The organism is Amorphus sp. 3PC139-8 (genome assembly GCF_040750475.1).
Lineage (GTDB): Bacteria > Pseudomonadota > Alphaproteobacteria > Rhizobiales > Amorphaceae > Amorphus.
Genome location: NZ_JABJVY010000011.1, coordinates 126,104 through 150,760 on the forward strand (window position 1 = coordinate 126,104; position 24,657 = coordinate 150,760).

20 protein-coding genes are annotated in these 24,657 nt (G+C 63.7%); 6 read left to right on the forward strand and 14 right to left on the reverse strand.

Annotated features, from left to right (window positions below; translation table 11 throughout):
* Window positions 1–3 precede the first annotated feature (3 nt).
* Window positions 4–957 carry a helix-turn-helix domain-containing protein gene (locus HNS03_RS12620; protein WP_367195753.1) on the reverse strand — a complete coding sequence of 318 codons (954 nt, stop codon included), beginning with the start codon at window positions 955–957 and terminating at the stop codon, window positions 4–6.
* 147 nt (window positions 958–1,104) lie between these two features.
* Here HNS03_RS12620 and HNS03_RS12625 point away from each other — a divergent pair, with 147 nt between their 5' ends.
* Window positions 1,105–1,749: a cysteine hydrolase family protein gene (locus HNS03_RS12625; protein WP_367195754.1), complete on the forward strand. Its 645-nt coding sequence runs from the start codon at window positions 1,105–1,107 to the stop codon at window positions 1,747–1,749.
* Between the two features lie 74 nt (window positions 1,750–1,823).
* Here HNS03_RS12625 and HNS03_RS12630 read toward each other — a convergent pair whose 3' ends face one another.
* A complete protein-coding gene (locus HNS03_RS12630; protein WP_367195756.1) occupies window positions 1,824–2,774 on the reverse strand; it encodes a cupin domain-containing protein in 951 nt (316 codons plus the stop codon).
* A 135-nt stretch (window positions 2,775–2,909) separates the two neighbouring features.
* On the opposite strand from HNS03_RS12630, the gene HNS03_RS12635 reads away from it, so the two are divergent.
* The 5 genes from HNS03_RS12635 (at window position 2,910) to HNS03_RS12655 (ending at window position 10,087) form a co-directional block, all read left to right on the forward strand.
* On the forward strand, window positions 2,910–3,767 hold the full coding sequence (locus tag HNS03_RS12635) for an IclR family transcriptional regulator (RefSeq protein ID WP_367195758.1): 858 nt from the start codon (window positions 2,910–2,912) through the stop codon (window positions 3,765–3,767).
* A 64-nt stretch (window positions 3,768–3,831) separates the two neighbouring features.
* Window positions 3,832–4,971 (forward strand): FAD-dependent monooxygenase, encoded by a 1,140-nt coding sequence (locus tag HNS03_RS12640; protein WP_367195760.1) that lies wholly within the window; start codon window positions 3,832–3,834, stop codon window positions 4,969–4,971.
* A 140-nt stretch (window positions 4,972–5,111) separates the two neighbouring features.
* On the forward strand, window positions 5,112–6,185 hold the full coding sequence (locus HNS03_RS12645) for an HlyD family secretion protein (RefSeq protein ID WP_367195797.1): 1,074 nt from the start codon (window positions 5,112–5,114) through the stop codon (window positions 6,183–6,185).
* Window positions 6,182–8,962: a ribosome-associated ATPase/putative transporter RbbA gene (rbbA, locus tag HNS03_RS12650; RefSeq protein WP_367195761.1), complete on the forward strand. Its 2,781-nt coding sequence runs from the start codon at window positions 6,182–6,184 to the stop codon at window positions 8,960–8,962. Before HNS03_RS12645 ends, rbbA begins: the two co-directional genes overlap by 4 nt.
* A 3-nt stretch (window positions 8,963–8,965) precedes the next feature.
* Window positions 8,966–10,087 carry an ABC transporter permease gene (locus HNS03_RS12655; protein ID WP_367195763.1) on the forward strand — a complete coding sequence of 374 codons (1,122 nt, stop codon included), beginning with the start codon at window positions 8,966–8,968 and terminating at the stop codon, window positions 10,085–10,087.
* A 271-nt stretch (window positions 10,088–10,358) separates the two neighbouring features.
* On the opposite strand, the gene HNS03_RS12660 is transcribed toward HNS03_RS12655, so the two are convergent.
* The 12 genes from HNS03_RS12660 to HNS03_RS12715 form a co-directional block, all read right to left on the reverse strand.
* A complete protein-coding gene (locus HNS03_RS12660) occupies window positions 10,359–11,567 on the reverse strand; it encodes a YbfB/YjiJ family MFS transporter (protein ID WP_367195764.1) in 1,209 nt (402 codons plus the stop codon).
* Between the two features lie 309 nt (window positions 11,568–11,876).
* Complete coding sequence (locus tag HNS03_RS12665; protein WP_367195766.1) at window positions 11,877–12,725, reverse strand: ABC transporter permease; 849 nt, start codon at window positions 12,723–12,725, stop codon at window positions 11,877–11,879.
* 13 nt (window positions 12,726–12,738) lie between these two features.
* Window positions 12,739–14,043 carry an ABC transporter permease gene (locus tag HNS03_RS12670; protein ID WP_367195767.1) on the reverse strand — a complete coding sequence of 435 codons (1,305 nt, stop codon included), beginning with the start codon at window positions 14,041–14,043 and terminating at the stop codon, window positions 12,739–12,741.
* Window positions 14,044–14,175: 132 nt separating this feature from the next.
* Complete coding sequence (locus HNS03_RS12675; RefSeq protein ID WP_367195768.1) at window positions 14,176–15,285, reverse strand: extracellular solute-binding protein; 1,110 nt, start codon at window positions 15,283–15,285, stop codon at window positions 14,176–14,178.
* 91 nt (window positions 15,286–15,376) lie between these two features.
* Window positions 15,377–16,501 (reverse strand): ABC transporter ATP-binding protein, encoded by a 1,125-nt coding sequence (locus tag HNS03_RS12680; protein ID WP_367195798.1) that lies wholly within the window; start codon window positions 16,499–16,501, stop codon window positions 15,377–15,379.
* A gap of 302 nt (window positions 16,502–16,803) precedes the next feature.
* Window positions 16,804–18,096, reverse strand: a complete 1,293-nt coding sequence (locus HNS03_RS12685) for a peptidoglycan DD-metalloendopeptidase family protein (RefSeq protein ID WP_367195770.1) — start codon at window positions 18,094–18,096, stop codon at window positions 16,804–16,806.
* Between the two features lie 201 nt (window positions 18,097–18,297).
* Window positions 18,298–19,617: a porin gene (locus HNS03_RS12690; RefSeq protein ID WP_367195772.1), complete on the reverse strand. Its 1,320-nt coding sequence runs from the start codon at window positions 19,615–19,617 to the stop codon at window positions 18,298–18,300.
* 341 nt (window positions 19,618–19,958) lie between these two features.
* Window positions 19,959–20,660 carry an ABC transporter ATP-binding protein gene (locus HNS03_RS12695; RefSeq protein WP_367195774.1) on the reverse strand — a complete coding sequence of 234 codons (702 nt, stop codon included), beginning with the start codon at window positions 20,658–20,660 and terminating at the stop codon, window positions 19,959–19,961.
* Window positions 20,654–21,430, reverse strand: a complete 777-nt coding sequence (locus tag HNS03_RS12700) for an ABC transporter ATP-binding protein (protein ID WP_367195775.1) — start codon at window positions 21,428–21,430, stop codon at window positions 20,654–20,656. The genes HNS03_RS12695 and HNS03_RS12700 overlap by 7 nt, the downstream gene beginning before the upstream one ends.
* A complete protein-coding gene (locus tag HNS03_RS12705; protein WP_367195777.1) occupies window positions 21,427–22,407 on the reverse strand; it encodes a branched-chain amino acid ABC transporter permease in 981 nt (326 codons plus the stop codon). The genes HNS03_RS12700 and HNS03_RS12705 overlap by 4 nt, the downstream gene beginning before the upstream one ends.
* A 15-nt stretch (window positions 22,408–22,422) precedes the next feature.
* Window positions 22,423–23,337, reverse strand: a complete 915-nt coding sequence (locus tag HNS03_RS12710; RefSeq protein WP_367195779.1) for a branched-chain amino acid ABC transporter permease — start codon at window positions 23,335–23,337, stop codon at window positions 22,423–22,425.
* Window positions 23,338–23,430: 93 nt separating this feature from the next.
* Window positions 23,431–24,594, reverse strand: a complete 1,164-nt coding sequence (locus tag HNS03_RS12715; RefSeq protein WP_367195781.1) for an ABC transporter substrate-binding protein — start codon at window positions 24,592–24,594, stop codon at window positions 23,431–23,433.
* Between the last annotated feature and the right edge of the window lie 63 nt (window positions 24,595–24,657).

A 24,657-nucleotide genomic window follows, 5' to 3' on the forward strand; every position in this document is an offset into this window, starting at 1 on the left:
GTGTCAGGAGCACCGGTCCCTATGGCTTTTGGGGGTGCATCCGTATTTCGCCCGAAACGCCTTGCTGAAGTGCGAGAGATCGCTGAAGCCCGCCGCAAACGCGGCTTCCGTCACGCTTCGGCATCGTCCAGCCGCAAGCATCCGGTGAGCGTGTTGCAGTCGCTGGTCCCAAAGCCATCGCATCACCGTCGTTCCGTCCTCCGCGAACAGTCGGCAAAGCGTGCGCTCACTCATGTTGTTGGCAGCCGAAATGGAGGCCAGCGACAGACCGGGGTCGTCTGCGCGCGCCGCCATGTAGCGTTTTACGGCCTCTAGCCGCTGCTCGTCGCGCCGGGCCGACACGCCGCTGGAGGTAACCGACTGGATCGCCGTGCCGAAGACATCAAGGATGGACGCGGAGATCCGGGAGCTCACCTCGCTGTCGATCGGATCGCCTGGCTCGGCAATCTGACGCATGATCGACCCGGCCAGCGAACCGAGCCGCGTCGACTGCGGCAGGCGAACGGCTGTCCGCGCGGCAGCGTCTGGAAGCCGATCCGACAAGAGGCTCCTGGGAATGGAGACCATCAGGGATTGGGATCGGCCGCGGAATCTGATGGCAAAGGTTTGGGCCTGATCGTGAAGCACCAGATCGCCGGGTTCGAGGAGAACCTCGCGTCCATTCTGGGAGAAGGCGGTATTCCCGCCCAGCGATAGCCACAGCATGAAATAGTCGCGCGGATCGCGGCCGATGTCGGATTCCTCGCGCACGACGTGGATGTCATCCTCGTCGGAGGTGTCCGACGCAATACTGTTGATTGCGAGAGGCCCGAAATCGCGGATCGCAATATGGGCGGAAAACCGTCCTTTGGGCGCGCGCGAGCATCCGGTCCGCGAGAAATCGCGGCATGTCACCTGATGCCAATGCTCGAAAGTGTCGCCGGGCCTGATCGCGACTATGCCCGTTTCCGTCGTCATCGGACCGCACCCATTGCCGCGCCAAACGGAATTGTGTGCCGCGGCGAACAGAATTGGCAAGCACAGACCAAACATTGGCGGCCTCGCCCAAGCAGCATGGCTCCCGTCAGCTACCGTGGATCCGTCATCAATTGCGGGAGCGTGACCATGCCGTATGTGTGCGAAACGATCGAACCCACCAAGACTGCGATGATCGTGGTCGACATGCAGAACGACTTCGTCGCCGAAGGCGCCTTGCTGCAATCCACGCAGGCGGCCGCCATGGTTCCGAAGCTTGCAGATACCCTGGACTTCTGTCGGGAGAAGGGAATCCGCGTCCTCTACACGGCCCATGTCCACCGTCGCGACGGGTGCGACATGGGACTCTATGACGACCTCTATTCGCCAGTTGCCGAGAGGGCATCCCTCATCGACGAAACCGAAGGCACCGAGATTTTCCCGCAGCTCGCCCCCAAGCCGGGCGAGCACGTCATCAAGAAGCACCGCTACAGTGGTTTCTTCGCGACCGACCTCGATCTCATCCTGCGCGAATGGGGGATCGAGACGGTGATCATCTCAGGGACCACGACGGAGAACTGCTGCCACGCGACCGCCCGTGACGCCATGTTCCGCAACTACAAGGTCGCGTTTCTGTCCGACGCGACGGGCACGTTCGACTACCCCGATACGGGATACGGCGCGATGGCGGCCGAAGACGTCCACCAGGCGACCTTGCGCATCCTCGCCTTCTCCACCGCGCATGTCATGACGGTCGAGGAATTCAAAAAGCTGGTGGCCCCCGCAACCGCATAACAGTCCGGGCTGAAACGACATCGGCCGCCCTTTCGGGGCGGCCGACACATCACATCAACTCGCCGGACGACGGCTCACGCCTTCTCGAACACGACCGTCTCCGGCTCGGCATCGCCGACGATGTACCAGACCGTGGCGTGGCCGGCGCTGTTGTTGCGGAACCAGTGCGGCTGGCCGGCCGGGGTCTTCAAAAGATCGCGCGGGCCGAGCTCGACCTCCACGGCCTCCCCATTTTCTTCCCAACCGACCGTCAGGGTGCCTTCCAAGACGAGGAACGCGTCCTCGACCTCCCGGACGAACGGCTTGACGCCAACGCCGGACGGAACGCCGAGCATCTCCTTGCGGCAAGTATCGTTGCCGATACCGCCGGCCCCGACATAGATCTTGCGGGTGAAGCCCGCCGGATCCCAATGGGTCTCAAGCTCGTTATGGCGCACCACATAGTCCGCCATCAGCTTCTGGATCGGATGCGCGCCGTTGCGGTCGAACGGCATGGTCTTGCCGGGGGCCGCGCCGAACGAACGGGCGAGCTCCGGCGGATGCTCCTTCGGGTGGTAGTGGTAGACCGGCGGCAGCGGCTTGCCGACATCGACGGAGATCGACATCAGCACCGGCTCGACCCCGTCATTGCGGAAGCCGTGGCCGATCTCGCGTGCGTTCAGGATCATATCCTTCGGGCCAAGCCGGACTTCAACGACCTCGCCATCCTTCTCCCAGCCGACGATCAGCGCGCCCTGGATGATCAGGAACGACTCCTCGATCTCGTGGGAGTGGCAGGCGGCGTACTTGCCCGGCTCCTTGTAGATCAGGCTGACGGTGAAATGGTCGGCCTTGAGCGTCGAGGTGTCGCCCACCTTCGGCGAGCCGCCGGCGCCGATATAGCGCATCTGGGCGCGGGAAAGATCCGGATAGCCAATGTTGCTCGGGAACGCCTCCCAGTCGAATTCCTTGTCGACGAACCGGCCGACATGGGCCAGCAGGCGCTCCTTCAATTCCGATGTCGCAGCGGACGTGTGAACGTTCATTCCCAAATTCCTCCTCTGGCCGTGGGCGCTCTCTCGATCGGTCATCGCCGACCGCCCTGGCTGAATGACGCGCCACCTCTAGCGCGTCCTCGTTTTGTATGCGATACGATGTTTTATATACAAAGCAGAGATCCTATGGCCAAAGAGACCGAAGACACCAATCAGAACGCACGCGACGGCCAGGATCGCTACCTGGTTCCCGGACTGGTGCGCGGGCTGGAAGCGCTAAAAGCGTTCACTCCGGAGCGCGCGAACCTCAGCCTCGGCGAGATCGCCGAGATTTTGGGCACCAGCCGGTCGGCGGCTTTCCGAACGGTCTACACCCTCGTTCATATGGGGTGCCTGCTGCACGACAAGCGCAGCCAAACCTATGCCCTCGGTCCCGCCGTGCTGCGACTTGGGTACGGATATATCGCGACGCGGGAGCTGGTCGAGGTCGCCTACCCCGAGCTGGAGCGGTTGCGCGATCGCACCGGCTGGTCCGCCCATATGGGCGTCCTGGACGGAACCTCGGTGCTCTACGTGCTTAGGGTCCCGACCCCGCACCGGCTCACCGGTATCGTTCAGGTCGGCAGCCGACTGCCGGCCCGCAGCACGACCATGGGCCGGGTGCTCCTCGCCAATCTCGACGAGGAGACGTTGCTGTCGCTCTATCGTCACGAGGCGCGCACCAAGGGGCCGGCCTCAAGCGAGGGCCCGACCGCCCTCCTCGCCCAATGGCGCAGGGACCAAGGCCGCCCGCATATTTCTCATGTCGGCGATTTCGAAGCCGGGATCGCGTCGATCGCCGCACCGGTGCGCGACATGAGCGGCGAGGTGACGGCAGCCATCAATCTCTCGGCGGCCGCCAACGACGACAACGTCGCCGAGCTCGACGGCACGCTGGCCGACGAAATCGTCCGCACCGCGGAGCGCGTCTCCAAGCTGCTCGGCTGGCATGCGGACCCCGTTCGTCCCGCCAAAACCTCCACCGTAGGTCATTCCCGCAATTGACCAACCCTAGACTGCATGACAAAATAGAACAAAATGTTCAAATATGATCTTTTGGAGGGTTGATATGAGCGGATTGCGCGTTGGAATCTGTGGCGCCGGTGTCGGCGGTCTGTGCGTTGCGCTTGCCTTGACGCGGGCCGGCCATGAGGTCGCGGTATTCGAACAGGCCTCGCGTTTCGGGCGGGTCGGCGCGGATGTGAACCTGACGCCGAACGCCGTGCATGCGTTGGAGGGGCTCGGCATCGGCGAGGCCATGCGCGCGACCGCGGCCTATCCGAGCCATCGCATCAGCCGCACCTGGGACAGCGGCGAAGAGACCTCCCGCCTGCCACTCTCCTCCGCCGCCGAAGAGCGCTACGGCGCGCCGCAGCTCACGCTGCACCGGGCCGACCTGTTGTCGATCCTGACGGGGGCGCTCGGCGCCGATCACATCCGCTTTGGTACCAAGGTGGAAACGGTCTCCCAACGCGAGGACGCCGCGACGATCCACTTCGCCGACGGCTCGACCCGCGATTTCCACGTGGTAATCGGCGCCGACGGCATCCATTCGCTGGTGCGCTACGCCCTGTTCGGAGCCGACGATCCGCACTTCACCGGCATCGTCTCCCATCGCGGCGTATTTCCCCGCGAGCGCGCCGGCAATCTGCCGAACCTGGATGCGTTCACCAAGTGGTGGGGCCCATCGGCGGACTATCAGATCGTTACCTTCCCGCTGACCGGTGGCGATGAAATCTTCGTGTTCGCGACCACGCCGCGCACGGACTGGACCGAGGAAGGCTGGACCATCCCCGGCGATCTCGAAGCCCTCAAGGCGGCCTACAGGAACTTCCACCCCGAAGCCCGCGGCCTTCTGGACGCGCTTGAGGAGGTGACGAGCTCCGCCCTCCACGTCCGCGAGCCGCTTGTCCAGTGGTCGTCCGGCCGCATCACGATTCTCGGCGATGCCGCCCATCCGATGGTGCCGTTCATGGCGCAAGGCGCCTGCATGGCGATCGAGGATGCCATCGTACTGGCCCGCTGCCTCACGAACGCGGATCCATCGTCGATCGCCGGCGCGCTTGCCGGCTACGAAGCGCTTCGCAAGCCGCGCACGGCGGAAATCCAGCGTTCGTCGCTCGCCAACGAATGGCTGAAGGACAAGACCAACGCCGATTGGGTCTACGCCTATCACGCCTGGGAGCTGGATCTCAGCCCCGCCGCCTGAGCGGCACCTGCTTAATTTGTGGCCTTGAATTGGTCCTCATTGATTGGTCTCAATGAGACGGCATTCGTTTTGCGCCATTCCTCCCGGCGAAAGCGGCGCAGAACCTCCCTTGCGCGCCGATCATGAGGCAACCGTCCGACATGCAGCATTCGAGCCGCACCTGGGTCCTGCGCGCCGTCGTGGTCGCCTGCCTCGTCGCCATCGGTGCTTATGTCTGGACCAAGGTGCAGACCGACGAGCTGCCGGAGGGCTTCGCCAAGAGTAACGGTCGGATCGAGGCCACGTCCATCGACATCGCCTCCAAGGTGGCGGGCCGCATCGAGACCATCGAAGTCGACGAAGGCGATACCATCGCCAAGGACGACGTCCTCGCGCAGATGGACACCGACACCCTCAACGCCCAGAAGCGGGAGGCGGTGGCCGAGCTGAAGCGCGCCCAAATCGCCATCAACACCGCCAAGGAGCTTGCCAAACAGCGCCACTCCGAGAAGGAGGCGTCCGAAGCGCTGGTCGCCCAGCGCCAGGCGGAGCTCAACGCCGCCAAGAAGCGGCTCGACCGCACCCAGCGACTGACCGATCGCGGCACCACTTCTCAGCAGGCCCTCGATGACGATCAGGCCGCCTTCGAAGGTGCGCGGGCCGCTTTGAGTGCGGCGCAAGCCCAGGTCGCTGCCTCGGAAGCGGCGATTTCCCAAGCGGAATCCCAGATCGTGTCCGCCGAAGCCGCGGTGGAGGCGACTCAAGCCCGGATCGAACGCATCGAATCGGAGATCGAGGACTCCACGTTGCGCTCTCCGCGTGCCGGCCGCGTGCAGTATCTGGTGGCCCAGCCCGGCGAGGTCGTCGCGGCAGGCGGCACTGTCTTGAACATGGTCGACCTGGCCGACGTCTATATGAACTTCTTCCTGCCCACCACCGAGGCCGGGCGGCTCCGGGTCGGCTCCGAAGCCCGTATCGTGTTCGACGCCGCTCCGGAATATGTGGTGCCGGCCACCATCAGCTACGTGGCCGATGTGGCGCAGTTCACGCCCAAGACGGTGGAGACCGAAGAGGAACGGCTGAAGCTGATGTTCCGGGTAAAGGCCAGGATCGATCCGGAGCTGCTTGAGAAATATATGAATCTCGTCAAGACGGGCGTTCCCGGGGTGGTCTACGTGAAAGTGCTTTCCACCGCCGAATGGCCGGACGATCTCCAGGTGAAGCTGCCGGAATGAGCGCTGACGAGGCCCCTTCGGCGGACGGCACCGCTGGCGAGGCCGCCGTTGTCGAGATCCGTGGCGTCAGCCAGCGCTACGGCAAGACGCTCGCCCTCGATGCCGTCGACCTCGACATTCCGCCGGGTCGGATGATCGGCTTCATCGGACCGGACGGGGTCGGCAAGTCCACCTTGCTGTCTCTCGTCGCCGGCGCGCGGGCGATCCAGACCGGCTCCGTCATCGCGCTTGGGGCCGACCTTCGCCGCACCAGCGAGCGCGACAAGGTGATGCCCCGCATCGCCTACATGCCCCAGGGCCTCGGCAAGAATCTCTATCCGACCCTGTCGGTGAAGGAGAATTTGGAATTCTTCGCTCGCCTGTTCGGCCAGGATCGTGCGGAGCGCAATCGCAGAATCGACGAGCTGACCGCCGCCACGGGGCTGAAATCGTTCCTCGATCGCCCTGCCGGCAAGCTGTCCGGCGGCATGAAGCAGAAGCTCGGCCTGTGCTGCGCGCTCATCCACGATCCGGATCTTCTTATCCTCGACGAGCCAACCACCGGCGTGGATCCCCTATCGCGGCGCCAGTTCTGGGACCTGATCCGTCACTTGCGCACCGGCCGACCCGGTATGAGCGTGCTGATCGCCACTGCCTACATGGAGGAGGCGGCAAGCTTCGACTGGCTGGTCGCGATGGATGCAGGGCACGTCCTCGCTACGGGTACGGCGAAGGCGCTGCTTGAGCGCACCGGCAAAGCCAGCCTTGAGGAAGCCTTCATCGCCCTCCTGCCGGAGGAGATCCAGGCGGCGCACAAGCCGGTGATCATCCCGCCGCACACTGACGGCGACGGCTACGCCATCGAGGCGAAGGGCCTCACCAAGCGCTTCGGCGACTTTACGGCCGTCTCCGACGTCGACCTGGCCATTCACCGGGGCGAAATCTTCGGCTTCCTGGGCTCCAACGGCTGCGGAAAGACCACCACGATGAAGATGCTGACCGGGCTGTTGCCGCCGACATCCGGCTGGGCGCAGCTCTTCGGCCAGGTGGTGGATCCGAATGATCTCGCGACCCGCTGGCGGGTCGGCTACATGTCGCAGGCCTTCTCGCTCTATACCGAGCTGACGGTGCGACAGAATCTCGAGCTGCATGCCCGCCTGTTCCACGTTCCGGCCGATCAGCTTGCCGAGCGGGTTGCGGAGATGAGCGCCCGCTTCGATCTGGATGACGTCGCCGACGCCTTGCCCAACGCGCTTCCCCTCGGCCATCGCCAGCGTCTTTCGCTTGCCGTCGCGATGATCCACAAGCCGGAAATGTTGATTCTCGACGAGCCGACCTCCGGCGTCGACCCGATCGCCCGCGACGCTTTCTGGCAACTCTTGGCCGACCTGTCGCGCAACGACAAGGTCACAATCTTCATCTCCACCCACTTCATGAACGAGGCGGAACGGTGTGACCGCATCTCGCTGATGCACGCCGGCCGAGTGCTGGTGAGCGATCGCCCTTCAGAGATCGTCGCCCACCGAGGTGCGGACAACCTGGAAGACGCCTTCATCTCCTATCTGGAAGAGGCCGTAGCGGAAGGCGCGGTGGAGGAAGCCGACGCAGAGCCGGAAATCGAGATCGAAACGGCGACCAAACCCTATCCGCACTCGCGCGGCTGGAACCATTTGTTGGATCTCCGGCGGATGCTTAGCTATTCGCGCCGCGAGGCGCTGGAGCTGCGCCGCGATCCGATCCGGCTGACGATGGCCCTGGTCGGCAGCCTGATCCTGATGTTCGTGATGGGATACGGCATCAGCCTGGACGTGGAGGATTTGACGGTCGCCGTCCTCGACCGGGACGACACCACGCTCAGCCGAGACTATGCGCAGAACCTGACCGGATCGCGCTATTTCGTCGGACACCCGCCGGTCTCCGGCTATGCCGAGCTCGACCGCCGGATGCGCAACGGCGAGCTCTCGGTCGTGGTGGAAATTCCGCCCGGCTTCGCGCGCGATCTCTCCCGCGGCCGCCCTGTCGAAATCGGTGCCTGGTTCGACGGCGCGATGCCGACCCGGGCGGAGACCATCCGCGGCTACGTCCAGGGCATGCACGCCCATTGGCTATCGGAGCAGGCGACACTTGCCGGGCGCGCCGATCTTGTCGCGGCACCCGCAACGATCGAGATCCGCTATCGCTACAATCCGAACATCAAGAGCCTGATCGCCATGGTGCCGGCGGTGATCCCGGTCCTCTTGATGCTGATCCCCGCGATGCTCACCGCGCTCAGCATCGTGCGTGAGAAAGAACTCGGCTCGATTGTCAATTTCTACGTGACCCCGACCACCCGGCTCGAATTCCTCGTGGGCAAACAACTGCCTTACGTCGCGGTGTCCCTGTTGAGCTTCCTCACCCTGGTGGCCGCCGCCATCACCGTCTTCGACGTTCCGCTGAAAGGCAGCTTCCTGACCTTGCTCCTCGGCGCCGTCCTCTACTGCTTCGCCTCCACCTCGATCGGCCTGTTCATTTCGACCTTCACGCGCAGCCAGATCGCGGCGATCTTCGGCACCGCGATCCTGTCGATCCTTCCCGCCGTCAGCTTCTCCGGCTTGACCGATCCGGTATCGTCGCTGCAGGGCTTCGGCCGCATCATCGGCGAAATCTATCCGACCACCTATTTTCTGACGATCGCGCGAGGAACCTTCTCCAAGTCTCTCACTTTCTCCGACCTGCACGCCGCCTTCTATCCGCTCTTGTTGGCCACGCCGGTGATGCTCGCTCTCACAGCCATATTGCTGAAGAAGCAGGAGAAATAGGCTGTGAACGCCGCCAACGTCTTCAATCTCGGCATTAAGGAACTCCGCTCGCTCGCCCGCGACCACGCCATGGTGATCCTGATCATCTACGCGTTCTCGATCGCCATTTACGTGGCCGCCAGTTCGATGCCCGATACGCTCAGCCGCGCCGCCGTCGCGATCGTGGACGAGGATCACTCGCCACTGTCGGAGCGTATTACCGACGCCTTCTATCCCCCCTACTTCGTGCCGCCAAAGCTCATCAACGCGAACGAAATGGACCGGCGGATGGACGCCGGCCTCGACACCTTCGCCATCGACATCCCGCCGGATTTCCAGGCCGATGTTCTGGCGGGACGCCAGCCGGCGATCCAGCTCAACGTCGATGCGACCCGCATGACCCAGGCCTTTACCGGGGCCGGCTACATTCAGGAGATCGTCAACGACGAGGTGACGACGTTCGTCCAGCGCTATCGCGACAACGGCGATCTGCCCGTCAGCCTGGTCGCCCGAGCCCGGTTCAATCCGGAGCTGAACAAGTCCTGGTTCGGCTCTATCATGGAGATCATCAACAACGTCACCCTGTTGTCGATCGTGCTGACCGGCGCCGCCCTGATCCGCGAGCGCGAGCACGGCACCATCGAGCATCTCCTGGTCATGCCGGTGACACCGATGGAGATCATGACCAGCAAGATCTGGGCGATGGGCTCGATCGTTCTGGTCGCTACGGCCTTCGCGCTGGTCTTTGTCGTCCAGGGGCTGCTGGCCGTGCCCATTCAGGGCTCCGTGCCGCTCTTTCTGGCCGGCGCCGCCCTTGAGATTTTCGCCTCCACGGCGCTCGGAATCATGCTGGGCACGATCGCCCGCTCGATGCCCCAGTTCGGGCTTCTGTTGATCCTCGTACTGCTGCCGATGGAAATGCTCTCCGGCGCCATGACGCCCCGCGAGAGCATGCCGGAGATCGTCCAAACGATCATGCTGGCGGCACCCAACACCCATTTCGTCATTCTGGCGCAGGCGGTGCTGTTCCGTGGCGCCGGGATCGACGTGGTCTGGCCCCAGCTCCTGTGGCTCGCCGGCATTGGAACGGTGCTGTTCGTGATTTCGCTCAGCCAGTTCCGAAAAAGCATCGCCACCATGGGCTGAGAAAAAGCGCGAAGCGCCCCGTCGCAAGACGAAGCGGCGATTGACCGCCGAGCGCAATGGATGCTGGCGCTGAAGCCGAGAGCGAACCTGTAGGACGTGCCCGTCCCGACATGCCGTCTGATCCCACAGTCTCGACTGCTCCTGCCGACCCGGGCGTCTTTCTTGCCGACGATGACGGCTACGGCATCTTCGACGCTCTGGGCGTGAGCAGCCCGACCCGCACCAACGTCCAACGACTTCCGGACGATCCCGGTCGAGCAATCAACAATTTTCAGGACGTCCCTGGGGCCGCATCCTGCAAGCGCGAGAGCGGCTTCTGGACCAGGGCCAGCGCACCGCCCGCCATCAGGATGACGGCCGCAACGGCGAGGCCAACGCTGATACCGGAGGTGGTGTCGGCGATATAGCCGGCCGCGACGGGCCCCACGAGTTGGCCGACGCCGAACACCGTGGTGAACAGCGCAATCGAGGCGCCCCATTGCGGCTCCGGCAAGTTGGCCCGCCCGAACGCGGCAACCGCCGTCGGCGACATGAAGAAGGAGCAGCCGAACACCAACGCCGAGGCCAGAATACCGACCGATCCGGGCACGATCAGCGGCAACAAGGTGCCCACGCCGGTCGCGGTGTTGGCCAGTGCGAGCGGCTGGCCGCCGGCATAGTGCGCAAGGATGCCGCGCCAGGCGAACGGCGAAACCATCACCGCGATGCCGATCAGCGACCACATCGCCGCGACCAGGACGGTGGAGGCATTCGCCTCGCGCATCCAGGCGACGATGAAGGTCAGATAGACGATGTAGCCAACCGCGAACAGGAAGTAGCCGGCCAGCTCTGGCAGCATCAGCCGCCAGGGCAGCCGCTCACGATGACGCCGCGTCGGGCTTGCGCCGGCGGGCGCGACAACCCTGGTGGCCCACAGCACTGGCAACATGGTGACGAGGCTTGCGATCCCCATCCCGACCCAGATCTGCGGCCAGCGCGCGGCATGACCGTCGAGCACGAGCGGCACGCTGGCGCCGGACACCAGCATGCCGAAGCCGCCACCCCCGAAATAAAGCGCCAGAGCCAGCGCGCTCTTCAAGGGGTCGTTCCGGAACACGGCCGCCGCCATCGCCCCGCCGGCCACGAAGGCTGGCGCACCGCCCACCCCGGCCAGGACCCGCCAAAGGGTCAGGAACCAAAAATCATCGGTAAGGCCGGAAAACAGGAGCGACAGCGCAGTGAGCAGCATGCCGCCGGCAAACAGCGCCCGCGTGCCGAACACCGAGATCAAGTTGAGCGCCACCAAGGCCCCGATCAGGTAGCCGAGCGCATTGGCTGTGTTGATCCAGCCAGCCTGCGTGTAGTTCCAGCCGAGATCGGTGCGCATGGCGGGCAGGATCAGGCCATAGGCAAAGCGCGCAAAGCCGTTGCTGACCGCCGGTGCAAGCGCAAGCGCGGCCACGATGCCCCAGCGGCGGAGCGCGTCGGTCTCCTCGCTCATGCGCGAGCCCGCCCTAGCTCGCTTTTGGCGGGCGTTCCCTTTGGCGCCATGGCGCCCCTCCCCGTTTCTCATCCCATACCGCCGGATCCCGGCGGCCTGCGCCTGCGATCACGCCGCGGCACTTGCTTATTGGCATCCTGTCTCGCGGTTCCAGGCGAAGCGGAAACCCGTCCGCCGTCCGGAAAAGCGAAACGGAACGAATGCGCCCTGTTCGTCTGGGATTGAAAGCAATCGGCCGGACCCTGTCCATGGGCCCGGCCGGAAAGCAGCCATGCGTTGCAGGCAGACCGGGACGGCCTGCCCCAATGCCTACTCCTTGATGCCCCGCAACTTCTCGCCGCGCCGGCGCAAGAGCTCCATCGCCGTCAGGAGCACGATGGAAAAGGCAACGAGGATCGACGCCAGCGCCAGGATGGTGGGACTGATTTCCTCACGCAGGCCCGAGAACATTCTGACCGTCATCGGCGTCTGTTCCGGGCCCGCCAGGAAGATCACGACCACCACTTCGTCGAGCGAGGTGATGAAGGCGAACAGCGCACCGGCGATCACGCCGGGCAGCAGCAGCGGCATGATGATCTTGAAGAAGGTGGTGACCTGGTTCGCCCCAAGCCCTTGGGACGCGCGGATCAACTGCTCGTCGAAGCTCGACATAGCCGCCGTCACGGTGATGACCACGAACGGCGTCCCCAGCACCACATGGGCCATGATGATGGAGAAGAAGGTATTGGCCAGATTGATCCGGGCATAGAACGAGAACAACGCCGCCGCCGTGATGATCAGCGGCACGATCATCGGCGAGATCAAAAGCGCGGTGATCGGGGCGCGATAGGGCATATGGCGCCGGCTAAGACCCAGGGCGGCGAGCGTTCCCAACGTGGTCGAGATAATCGTCGACGAAATCGAGATGATGAAGGAGTTGCGGATCGAGAACAGCCACTCCTGGCTGCCGAGCAGCGCATGATACCAGCGCAGCGAATAGCCGGCCGGATCGAACGACAGCATCTCCTTGGTGAAGGTGAAATACGGCTCCGCATTAAAGGAGAGCGGCACGATCACCAGGATCGGGAAGATCAGGAACAGAAAGATCAGCGCACAGATCACCCGGTACGTGTAGTACCACGCACGTTCGAGCGGCCCGGCATAAGTCGGAAGCGCCATCGGTCGACCCCTCCTATCCGAACTTCAGCCGGTCGACGCCGACGAGCTTGTTGAAGGCCCAGTAGAGCACAAGAACCGCGACCAGAAGGATCGTCGCCAGCGCCGCCGCCAGCCGGAGCTGCGCCGTGGAGCCGGTCATGTTCTGGGCGATCAGGTTGGAGATGAAGATGCCGGTGTCTCCGCCGACCAGGGCCGGGGTGATGTAGTAGCCGATCGCCAGAATGAACACGAGCAACACGCCCGCGGCCAGGCCGGGGATCGTCAACGGCATATAGACGGTCACGAAGGCGCGAAGCTGTGTCGCTCCCAACGAGCGCGCGGCGCGCATATAGGACGGCGGAATCGTCTTCATGACGGAATAGAGCGGAAGGATCATGAACGGCAACAGGATGTGCGTCATCGCCACGATCGTACCGATCTGGTTGTAGATCATGCGCATTCGATGGTCGTCATCGATGATGCCGGTCCAGACCAGCATGTCGTTGATCACGCCCTGCTGCTGTAACAGCACGATCCAGGCCGACGTTCTGACCAACAGCGATGTCCAGAACGGCAACAGCACCAGGATCATCAACAAGTTCGAGGTCTTGAGCGGCAACGTCGCCAGAAGATGAGCAATCGGATAGCCAAGCACGATGCACAGGCACGTGATCAGCAGGCTCATCCAGGCCGTTCTGAGGAACAGCATCCGATAGACCTGGTAGGATTCCGGCCGCTCGACGATCTCACCCCTGGGCGAATACTCGAAATCGAATGCGAGCAGATAGTAGACCGGAGTAATCGTCCGGGTCTCGCGCTTGATCAGCCGCCAGAACTCCAGACTCTCCCAATCGTCGTCATTTTCAATGAAGGCCTCCCGATAGGGAGGGCTCATTTCGTCGAGGTCGCGCGCGGTGCCCAGCACGGTGGAGCGCGCACCCGGAATTTCGCGATTGATACGGGCGGCCGCACGACCAAGAGTGCGGTTTTCCAGCCCGACGACCATGTCGTCCGCCATTGCGGCGAACACCTCTTCCGACGGCAGCTCTTCGCCATCCCACGATTGGATGGCGGCGGCCGTGTTCGGGAGATATTCGGCAACCTCGGGATTTTGGACCGAGCGAGAAATCATCTGCCCGATCGGAATGGCGAAAGTGATGATCAGAAAGGCAAGCAGCGGCAGCACGAGATAGAAGGCGCGGCGTCGTGCCCGTGCCTCGGCGCGCCTCAGCGAAATCCTGAGCGGAGTTCCGTCGGCAGTGGTCAACGGTCCGCTGGTATCGGGGCCTGCGCCGCCTGAACCGCTCTGCCCGGCACTTGCCGCGTCGCTGTCGCTCACCTTGGGCTCCTTCGCCGATCCGCCGCCATCGACGCCACGCAAGGGACCCAAGCCCGCTCCCGCCGTGCGCCGATCAGACCCGACGCGGCCTCATGTAGAGACCGCGTCGGATCGGTTTCGTGTCACATCGCCTTACTGAGCGAGCCAGGCGTTGAACCGCTCTTCAAGCGAGTCGCCGTAGTCGGCCCAGAAGTCGGTGTTGAACTGGACCGCGTTCTTGAAGTTCTCCGGCGACGTCGGCATGTGCGGCTTCATGTCGATATCGGTGCCCTCAAAGGTCGAGACCATCGGGACCGACGACTTCCGAGCCGGGGCATAGGAGATGTACTTCGCCTGGTCGGCGAGGCGCTGCGTATCGGTGGCGAAGTACAGATAGTCCTTGATCAGGTCGATGTTGTCGTCGTTGTCGACCGGGACCACCCAGCCATCGACCTCGAACATCTGGCCATCCCACATGATCTGGAACGGCTGATCTTCGTTGACCTGCGCGTTGAAGATGCGGCCGTTATAGGCGGTCGCAATCGCCGCCTCGCCATCGGCGAGCATCTGCGGCGGCTGAGCGCCTTCCGACCACCAGATCACATTGCCGCTGCTGCGCAGCTCGTCGAGCTTGGCGAACGCACGGTCCTGACCTTCGCGGGTAGCGAGAACGTCATAGACCTCGTCCGGCGACACGCCATCGGCGATCAGCGCCCACTCCAGGTTTTTCTGCGGAATGTTCTGCAGGGCCCGTGTGCCGGGGAACTTGTCAGTGTCCCAGATGTCGGCAATCGTCTGCGGCCCGCCATCGGGGAAGGCGTTCTCGTCGTAGGCGAACATAGTCGCGTACAGGATCTGCGGAACGAAGCAGTCCCCGAGCGTGCCCTCGATGAAGTCCTCCGTCGGCGGCGCGCCGTCCGGCGATGGCGCGAGCCATTCGTCGTGCGGGATCTCCATGATCAGGCCTTCGTCGCAGGCCCGCTTGGCGTCCGCCTGGAGCATGTCGACGACATCCCAGGTGACGTTTCCAGCTTCCACCTGGGAGCGAATGCCGGCAAGCGCCTGGGCCGACTTGTCCTCCTGGAGGATCTTGGTCCCGGTCTTCTCGGCATAAGGCTTATGGTAGGCCTCGTCCTGGGAATGAGTGTAGGCGCCACCCCAGGAAACGATGGTCAAGGTCTTATCGTCTTGGGCGTGAGCCGCCGCCAAAGCGACGACGGACGCCGCCATCGCGAGCGTAACGCTCTTCGTCGTGGTCCTCACTTCTGCTCTCCTTTTCGCTGGATCGCGTCTTCTCTGCATTGGGCTCTTGCAAAGCCCCTTCACCGAACCGCGCGGACCTTTGGCCGCGCGGTCAGGCAACCTCGATCGGGTCAAGCGCACGGCAGTCGGAAGCATGCCAGCCGACGGTAGTCGTCTCACCTTCTTTCAGCTCGTGCTCGTCGTGCTTGTTCGGCACCTTGACGATGAATTCCTCGTTGCCGGCCACAGCCAGACGCACCCGAATGTGATCGCCCAGGAAGATCATCTCACGAACCCGAGCCTCGAGCGAATTTCCGAGCTCAGGTCCGGGCTGGATTTCCACACGCTCCGGCCGCAGCGAGAGCGTCGTGCGCGCACCGACCCCGTCGACGTTAATCGCCGCCGCCCGCACCGTTTCGCCCGTATCCAGATGGACGACGCATTCGTCGCCATCAATCTCGCTCACCTTCCCCGAGAGCTTGTTGTTCTCACCGATGAACTGGGCCACGAACGAGTTCATCGGATGCTCGTAGAGGTCTTCCGGGGTGGACAACTGCTGGATCACACCGTCGTTGAAGACGGCGACCCGGTCCGACATGGTGAGCGCCTCGGTCTGATCGTGTGTCACGTAGACCACGGTCACACCGAGATTTTCGTGGATGTGCTTGATCTCGAACTGCATCTGCTCGCGCAGCTGCTTGTCGAGCGCGCCGAGCGGCTCGTCCATCAGCACCAGGTTCGGTTCGAACACCAGCGCACGGGCAACCGCGACACGCTGCTGCTGCCCACCGGACAATTGCGCCGGGCGCCGGGCACCGAATTCCGGAAGTTCCACCATCGCAAGCGCGCGTCGCACGCGCTCGTCGATCTCGCTGCGGCTCTTACCCCGAACTTTCAGCGGATACGCCAGATTCTCCGCCACAGTCATGTGTGGAAACAGGGCGTAGTTCTGGAACACCATACCGATGCCCCGCTTATGCGGCGGCACGTTGTTGATGGGTGCTCCGTCGAGGTAAATTTCACCGTGCGTTGCCGGCTCGAAGCCGGCAAGCATCATTAGCGACGTTGTCTTGCCAGAGCCCGACGGGCCCAGCATCGTGATGAATTCGCCACGAGCAATGTCAAGATTTAGATCTTTGACGACGAGTGTTTCGCCGTCGTAGCTCTTCTGGACATTCTCGAACTTCACCGTGGCCCCGGCCTCATCGGCCGCGACGTCATGATTTGATGTCGCCACTGTTCCCACGCGCTCTGAAACGGCTTTGACACAATCACGCACGGACCCTGGGCTGCCGTCAACCCCTCGCTCGGATCTTTGCGCATTTCGGTTAGATTTCAGCCACAATCTGAACCAAATCCGGGCAACGCAGACACGCTCCTCCCCTTGAGTTGGCCGCGTCCGGTGGAAAAAATCAACCGAAAGTTACCAAGGCCAAAGAGCCGCGCCCCTCTTTCGCCCCATACGCAAAAACGCCCGCGGGTTTGCCGCGGGCGTTTTGGAGCCGAAAATAAAGGAAAAGTCGGCGTCGCGAGCGCGAGCTAGGCGCCAGCCAGGTGCGGCAACGGATCGACCGGTTGCGAGCCTTTGCGCAGCTCAAAGTGGAGCTGGGGCTGAGAGACCGAACCGGTGGCGCCAGCCTTGGCGATCACCTGACCACGCTGCACGCTCTCGCCGCGCTTGACCATAAGCTCGGAGTTGTGTGCGTAGGCGGAGACCCAACCGTCCTTGTGCTGGATCAGGATAAGGTTGCCGTAGCCCTGAAGCTCGTTGCCGGCATAGATCACGGTGCCGCTCTCCGACGCCTTCACCGGCGTGCCTTCGGGCACGGCGAGATTGATACCGTCATTGTTGGAGCCGTCGGACTGCTTGCCGAAGCCCTCGACGATCCGTCCACGGACCGGCCAGCGGAAGCCGTCGGCCCCGCCGGAGGTCGGCGGGGTCTTGGAGGCCGACGGCGCCGGGTCGCTGGCGTCGCTCTGAGACACCGCCGCCCCTGCCTTGCCTGCTTCCGATGGCAGAGACGCAACCTGAACGTCCTTGGTCGGCTGGGGCTTGGAGGATGCGGATGTGGTTGAGCTGTTGGCGTCCAGCTCCGCCTTCTGCTGATTGAGCGTGGTCGGCTGGGCCCCCGACGGGGTCCCGGCGACGGTCGTCGTGCCGGCACCGCTCGCGCCCGGGATCTTCAAGGTCTGCCCGATCTTGATGGTCCCGTTCGGCGGCAGATCGTTGGCTGCCATCAGCTCCGACGGCTTCACGTTGTGGGAAGTCGCGATGGACCAGGCCGTGTCGCCGGGCTTCACGGTATAGGTCCCGGACGCCGAACGCGCCGGCACCGGCTTGCTCGCAGCCGTGTTGGCCGAAGGCGTCAGGCTTGCCTGCTGGGTCGTCGGCGCCCCGGACGAATAGGTCGGGATCACAAGCTGATGTCCCGGTTGCAAGGCAGTGCCGGGAGACAGGTTGTTGGTCGCCACAAGCGCTTCCACAGGAACGCCATATCTGCGCGCAATGCTCTCAGGCGTGTCGCCATATTGCACGTAGATCGGGGTGCCGCCGGCAGACGACCACCCCTTGTAGGTCACGGCGGGACCGGCCGACTGGCCGGTGGCCATGACGGACGAGCGTTGCACCGAGGCGGTCGGCGACGGCGTGCCGGGCAGCGAACCCGTCACGATCTGGTCGTCGCCCGTTCCGTCTCCGGTCAGGAGCTGGCGCTGATTCGGCGTCGATCCGGCATAGATCGGACCACCGGCAAAGCGCGAAACGTCGGCACTGCAACCGGCTGCGATCGCGGCGATCAGTATCGCTGCCGCCGCTCGACCGGCCGTTTCCATTCCTCTGCCGTTCGACAGGTCCGAGAACATCGATGGCCACCCTGCGTCAACACGTGTGAGACTCCAGGCAGAAGAAGCCACAGGTAACGTTGACGAAGGCTTAAGCGGATCCGTCTTTTTTGATGGGATGCAGACGAGATGGCCGAAAAGCGGGCAATATTGAGGCGTTGCGGCCCGCGCGTCAGTTGACGGTAAGACCGCTCAAAAGACGCGATCGACGTGGAAATAGGTCGATAGCTGCTGCTCCTCCCCGATCAGCGGATCGTCGTGATCGAGATACTGATATTCGGCGCCGACGCCGAGCGTCAGGCCGTTGACCGGCTCGAACCCGATCTGGGCCTGGAGATCATACTGGTTGAAGTCGGCGCTGTTCGCTCCGCCGCTCACGTCCTGCAGGGTGCTATCCTCAAAGCGCGACCAGCCCGCCTGGACCGCGAGCTGAGCGGCGGCAACATCGAATGCCGCACCGAACGACATGGAAAACGCCGTGGCGAGCGCCAGGTCTCCCGAAGCCGGATCGTAGCTCGCGTCGTAGGCGAGCGTGCCCTGGTTCGGCAGGCCGAACCAGCTTCCGTTGGCGTAGGCAGCCGCCCCCTGGCTGTAGGTCCCGTTCGCCACCAGCGTGACGTTGTTGGGCAGATTGGCGGTCGCCGCCGCACCGACAGCCCAGCCAAGTCCACCCTTCGGCGTGACACCGGACCCGTCATAGGCCGCGTAGACCTGATGCAGCGCGCCGGTGACCTGAGCGCTGCCCCAGTCGCCGGTGGTCATCAGCCGCCCGACCGCATCGGGCCATTTGGTGCCACCATAGCCGTTGCCCTGCGGTCCGTAGCCAAGCTCGTCGGGATAGATCGTCCCAGCGCCCAGCGGTCCCGAGTACGGGTAGAGCGCGACGCCGAGCTGACGCTCCGCACTGCTTTCGGCGGAGATCGTCGCGGAGAAGCCCTTGCCGAATTCGGCGGTATAGGCGGCGAATGTCGTCTTCAGATCGGACTGAGCCGGATCGTAGACCTCCGCCCAAGTCACATAGTTCGCCGCATCGTAGAACGATTCGCCGCGACCGAAAGAAAAGCCGCGAAACTGCACGAACGCCTGTTCCAACGAGAGCTGGGCGGCGCCATTGATATCGTGAACGATCTCGATTTCCGTCGTGGTATCGAGCGCGCCGAACTCCGTCTGCGTCGTGGAATAGAGATAGAGCTTGGCTTCGACATAAAAGTCGCTGTTGTCCGCCTCGCGCCAGCGCGGCTCCTGCTCGCCCTTCGCCCAATTGAAAATGTAGTCGATGTCGATTTCGCCGGAGACGCTCAGGCAGGTGTTGGTACCGGGAATGGCGTAGTAGCCGACGCCTGCCGCACCGCAGGCCCGCACATAGTCGATCGCCACCGGTTCCGGCGGCAGATCCGCAGCCTGCGCCTGCCCCGCCCCAAAGCCGACCAGCGCGATCGCCGCTCCGCTCACCGACCACAGACGTGCCGCTCCATGCCGGCGTGCCCGCCGGCGCCTCGAAAATCCCGTCATCCAGACCTGCCCCATATCAAGCGCGTCCAGGCGAAGCGAAATCCGCTTCGCAGTACGGACACGCGTCAAAGCATTGCGTTCGAGCCCCCACCTGCCGGGCCGGCTTACTCGGCCCTCCCCGCAGGCAGATTTATGAGAGTTCAAGTTTCCGATTGGCGATCAGCTTGCAGGAATGAGACTTCCCGAAGACTCCAATCTAGAATATTTTGAACATCTTATTTGATATGGAAACTATACCGGCGAAACCGGACTCTGCAAATCCGGTTTTTTAGGGGGTTGAGGTCAGGCCCCATAAATTCGGAGGTCATGAACAGCGGGCAGCGATCCGCCGAATTGCGGGCTTATAGCCCGACATAGCGGTCCACAACCGCGCCGTCACGCGAGAGTTCCGCGCTGGTGCCGGCCCACACGGTGCGCCCCTTTTCCAGGATGTGGTGACGATCGGCAAGGCGCTTGAGCACGCCGATATTCTTATCGATCAGCAGAATCGACTGACCTTCGCGCTTAAGCCGGGCAACGCAGCGCCAGATCTCCGTGCGGATCACCGGAGCAAGCCCCTCCGTCGCCTCGTCGAGAATCAGAAGCTTCGGGTTGGTCATCAGCGCGCGCCCGATCACGAGCATCTGCTGCTCGCCGCCCGACAGCGTGCCGGCGGCCTGGCCTGCACGTTCCTGCAGCCTCGGAAACAGCGCAAACACGCGCTCCAGCGTCCAAGGATCGGCGCGCTTCAGCCGGTTGGCGGCGGTGGCCACCAGGTTCTCCCGCACCGTCAATGTGGGAAACACCTGACGGCCCTCCGGTACCAGACCGACGCCCAACCGTGCGACCATTTCCGGCGCGGCCCCCTTGATGTCCGTGCCGGCGAAGCGAAGCGTGCCACCCAGCACGCGGCATGCCCCCATGACGGCGCGCACCGTGGTGGTCTTGCCCATGCCGTTGCGGCCGAGCAGGGTCGCCACCTCCCCTTCCCCGATTTGGAGCGAGACATCGAACAGGACCTGGGTCTGACCGTAGGCGGCCTGGAGATCGGCAACGCTCAGCACGCGAGATCTCCTTCGTCGAATTCCTCGCCGGCCCCGAGATAGGCCTCGCGCACCGCATCGCTGGCGCGGATTTCCTCCGGCGCTCCAGAGGCAATCACACGCCCGTAGACCAGCACGGAGATCCGGTCGGCGAGCGCGAACACGGCATCCATGTCGTGCTCGACCAGCAAGATCCCGACCCGGCTTTTCAGCCCGGAGAGCGTCTCAATCATTTCGCCGCTCTCCACCGATCCAAGCCCGGCCATCGGCTCGTCGAGAAGCAGGAGCCGCGGCTCGGTCGCAAGCGCCACCGCAAGTTCGAGCTGCTTGCGCTCGCCATGGGAGAGGTTCGCCACGATCCGATCGGCGCGGTCGGCCAAGCCGACCTGCTCCAGGATGGAACGCGCCGGCGCCACCAACGCCCGGTCGCCGCGGGCGCCTTTCCAGAAGCGGAACGACGACCCCGAGCGCACCTGCACAGCGAGCGCGACATTCTCCAGAACGGTATAGTCCGGCAGCAGACACGTGATCTGGAACGAACGGGCGAGCCCGAGATGAACGCGTTCGGCGACCGAGAGATCGTCGATCGAACGGCCGTCGATCCGGATCTCTCCTGCGTCGTGGGAAAGTTCGCCGCAAAGCTGGGAAATCAGCGTGGTCTTGCCGGCTCCGTTCGGGCCGATCAGCGCGTGGATCTCGCCGGGATAGACATCGAGATCGACGTGATCGGTCGCCTTCAGGCCGCCGAAATTCTTAACCAGGTCGCGCACGGAAAGGATCGGCTCGCTCACGTGCGCCTCCCCACGATCCGTTCGACAAATCCCTGCACGCCGCCATGGGTAAAAAGCACCACGACCAGCAGGATCAGGCCGAGCGGGAACTGCCAGTTCGCGGTCCAGGAGGCGAGCACCGATTCCAGGATCACGAACACCGCCGCGCCGACGAACGGGCCGAACAGCGTGCCGACGCCGCCCAGGATCACCATGATCATCAGCTCGCCCGACTTGGTCCAATGCAGCATGTCGGGGCTGGCAAACCGCAACAGGTTCGCCGTCAGCGCGCCTGCCAGTCCGGCACCCATGCCCGATAGGATGAAGCCGACCAACTTGTAACGATAGGTCGAAAGGCCGATCGCGGCCATCCGCCGCTCGCTCTGGCGGATGCCGACCAGAGCGAAACCGAAGCGCGAACGCGTGATGCGCCAGAGCGCGACCAGCACCAGCGCGGCAAGCGCCAGGCAGAGATAGTACATGGTCTCCCGGTCGCGCAGGTTGAAATCGAAGAAGGCGTTGGTGCGCCGAATGATGAGCCCGTCGTCGCCGCCATATTTCTCCAGCGAGACGAACAGGAAGAACACCATCTGGGCGAAGGCGAGCGTGATCATGATGAACTGCACGCCCGTAGTCCGAAGCGACAGCGCGCCGATCAGGGCGGCGAACAGGCCGGCGATCAACATCGCCATCGGCAATGTGACGAGCAGCTGGTTGGTCCCGGGGATGACGCCGAAAAGCGGCTCGCCGGCGGCGTAGTGGAAAGACAGGATGCCCACCACATAGCCGCCGATCCCATAGAAGGCGGCGTGGCCGAACGAGATCATGCCGCCATAGCCGAGCGCCAGATTGAGGCTCGCCGCCGCGATCCCGTAGATCAGCGCGCGTGTCGCGAGCGAGATGAAGGCCTTCTCCCCCATCGCGTCGGCCACGATCGGCAGCGCGATCAGGGCGGCGGCCGCAACGATGAGAAGGGCAATCTTGACGGAGGTGCGCATCAGGGCCTGCAGGGCTCAGCCATGGGCGGGAAACAGGCCCTTGGGCCGGATGAGAAGCACGATCGCCATGATGAGATAGATCCCCATGGAGGAAATGCCGGCACCGAGCGCGTCCGCCTCCGGCCCGACCATGACCTGGCGCAGAAGGCCAGGCAGATAGGAGCGCAACAGCGTATCGACCACGCCAACGAGCAGGCTTGCGACGAAGGCGCCGCGGATCGACCCCACCCCGCCGATCACGACGACGACGAAGGTGGTGATCAGGATCTGCTCGCCCATGCCCACCTGGACGGCCAGGATCGGCCCGGCCATGAACCCCGCCAAGCCGGCGAGCAGCGCGCCGAGCCCGAACACGAGCGTGTAGAGCAGCCCGACGCGCACACCGAGGGCGCGCACCATCTCGCGATTGGTGGAGCCCGCGCGCACCAGCATGCCGATCCGCGTGTGGTTGATCAGAAGATAGAGGCCAAGGGCCACAAGAAGGCCGACGGCAATGATCGCGAGCCGATAGACCGGATAGATCAGCCCACCGAACAGCTCCACCGAGCCGGACAGGAAGGACGGCATGGCCACGAACAAAGGCTGCAGGCCGAACACCATGGTGACGCCCTGATTGAACAGCAGGATCAGCGCGAAGGTGGCCAGCACCTGATCGAGGTGATCGCGCTGGTAGAGCCGTCGGATCACCACGAACTCGATCAGAATGCCGGTGACGGCGGCGCCCGCGATCGCCGCTGCGAAGCCGGTTAAAAACGAGCCGGTCTGCAGGAAGACGTAGCAGCCCACATAGGCGCCAACCATGTAGATGGAGCCATGGGCCAAGTTGATGACGCCCATGATGCCGAAGATCAGCGTCAACCCGGCAGCCATCAGAAACAGCATAACGCCAAGCTGCAGGCCGTTCAGAAGCTGTTCGACAAACAACGTCATGAGCGAAGCATCGACTATCGGAGGAAGGTCAAGCACGGACCGGCGGCAGCCGAAGCCGCCGCCGATGACCCCGCGCGAGCGTCGATCAGCAGACTACATCTGGCACTGATCGGAGTAGGCGTCGCCGTGATCTTCGAACACGGTGCCCACGGTCTTCAGAGCCGGCTTGCCATCATCCCCCTCGACGACCTTCAGCGCGTACCAGTTCTGGATCGGATGCTGGTTCGGCCCGAACTTGAAGTCACCGCGCACGGAGGCGAAGTCGGCCTTGGCAAGCGCTTCGCGCAGCGCCGACACATCCTCCACGTCGCCATCCGTCGCTTCCAGCGCGGAGGCGATCAGGTTGGCGGTGTCGTAGCCCTGACTGGCGTAGTAGGTGATCGGCCGGTCGTAGGTCTCCTTCCAGGCTTCCACGAACGCCTTGTTGGCGTCGTTGTCGAAGTCGGAATTCCAATGGCTGGAGACGTTGATGCCGAGCGCGGCATCGCCCAGCGCATTCAGGATCACGCCGTCCATGGACGGCTCGGCAACGACCATCGGGATATTGCCCAGAAGACCGGCCTGCTGGTACTGGCGCATGAAAGCGATGCCCATGCCACCCGGCTCGAACTGGAACACAACGTCCGGGTTGGCGTCGCGGATCTGGGCCATCTCGGCGGCAAAGTCCGTCTGGCCGAGCTGGGTGTACACCTCACCCACGATCTCGCCGTCGAAGAAGCGTTTGAAGCCGGTGATGGCGTCCTTGCCGGCCTGGTAGTTCGGCGCCAGCACGAAGGCGGTCTTGTAGCCGAGATTGCTGGCGTTCTGGCCGGCGCTTTCGTGCAGGCTGTCATTCTGCCAGGCGACCACGAAATAGTTCTCGTTGCAGCCCTCGCCCGCGAAGTTCGACGGGGCGGCATTGGGGCTGATGTAGATCGCGTCGGCGTCCAGGATGTCGGGCACGGTTGCGCCGGCAACGTTGGAGAACACGATACCGGTGAAGAGCTTTACGTCCTCATCGTAAAGCAACCTGTCGGCGGTCTGACGGCCGTTGGCGGGCTTCAGCCCGTCGTCTTCCACCATCAGCTCGACCGGCACGCCACCGAGGCTGCCGTCCTTCATGGCGAGCTTGAAGCCATCCAGGATGTCCTGGCCGAGATAGCCGGCCGGGCCGGAAAGCGTGGTGATGAACCCGATCTTCACCGAATCCTGGGCGAAGGCGGGAGCGGCAGCCACCGCCGAAAGCGCCACTGCGGCGCAAAAGGTCTTAAGCTTCATCTGTCTTTTACCCCTCTATTGATTGGACCTTATCAGATCGTTGGCCGCCATTCGCAAAACCGG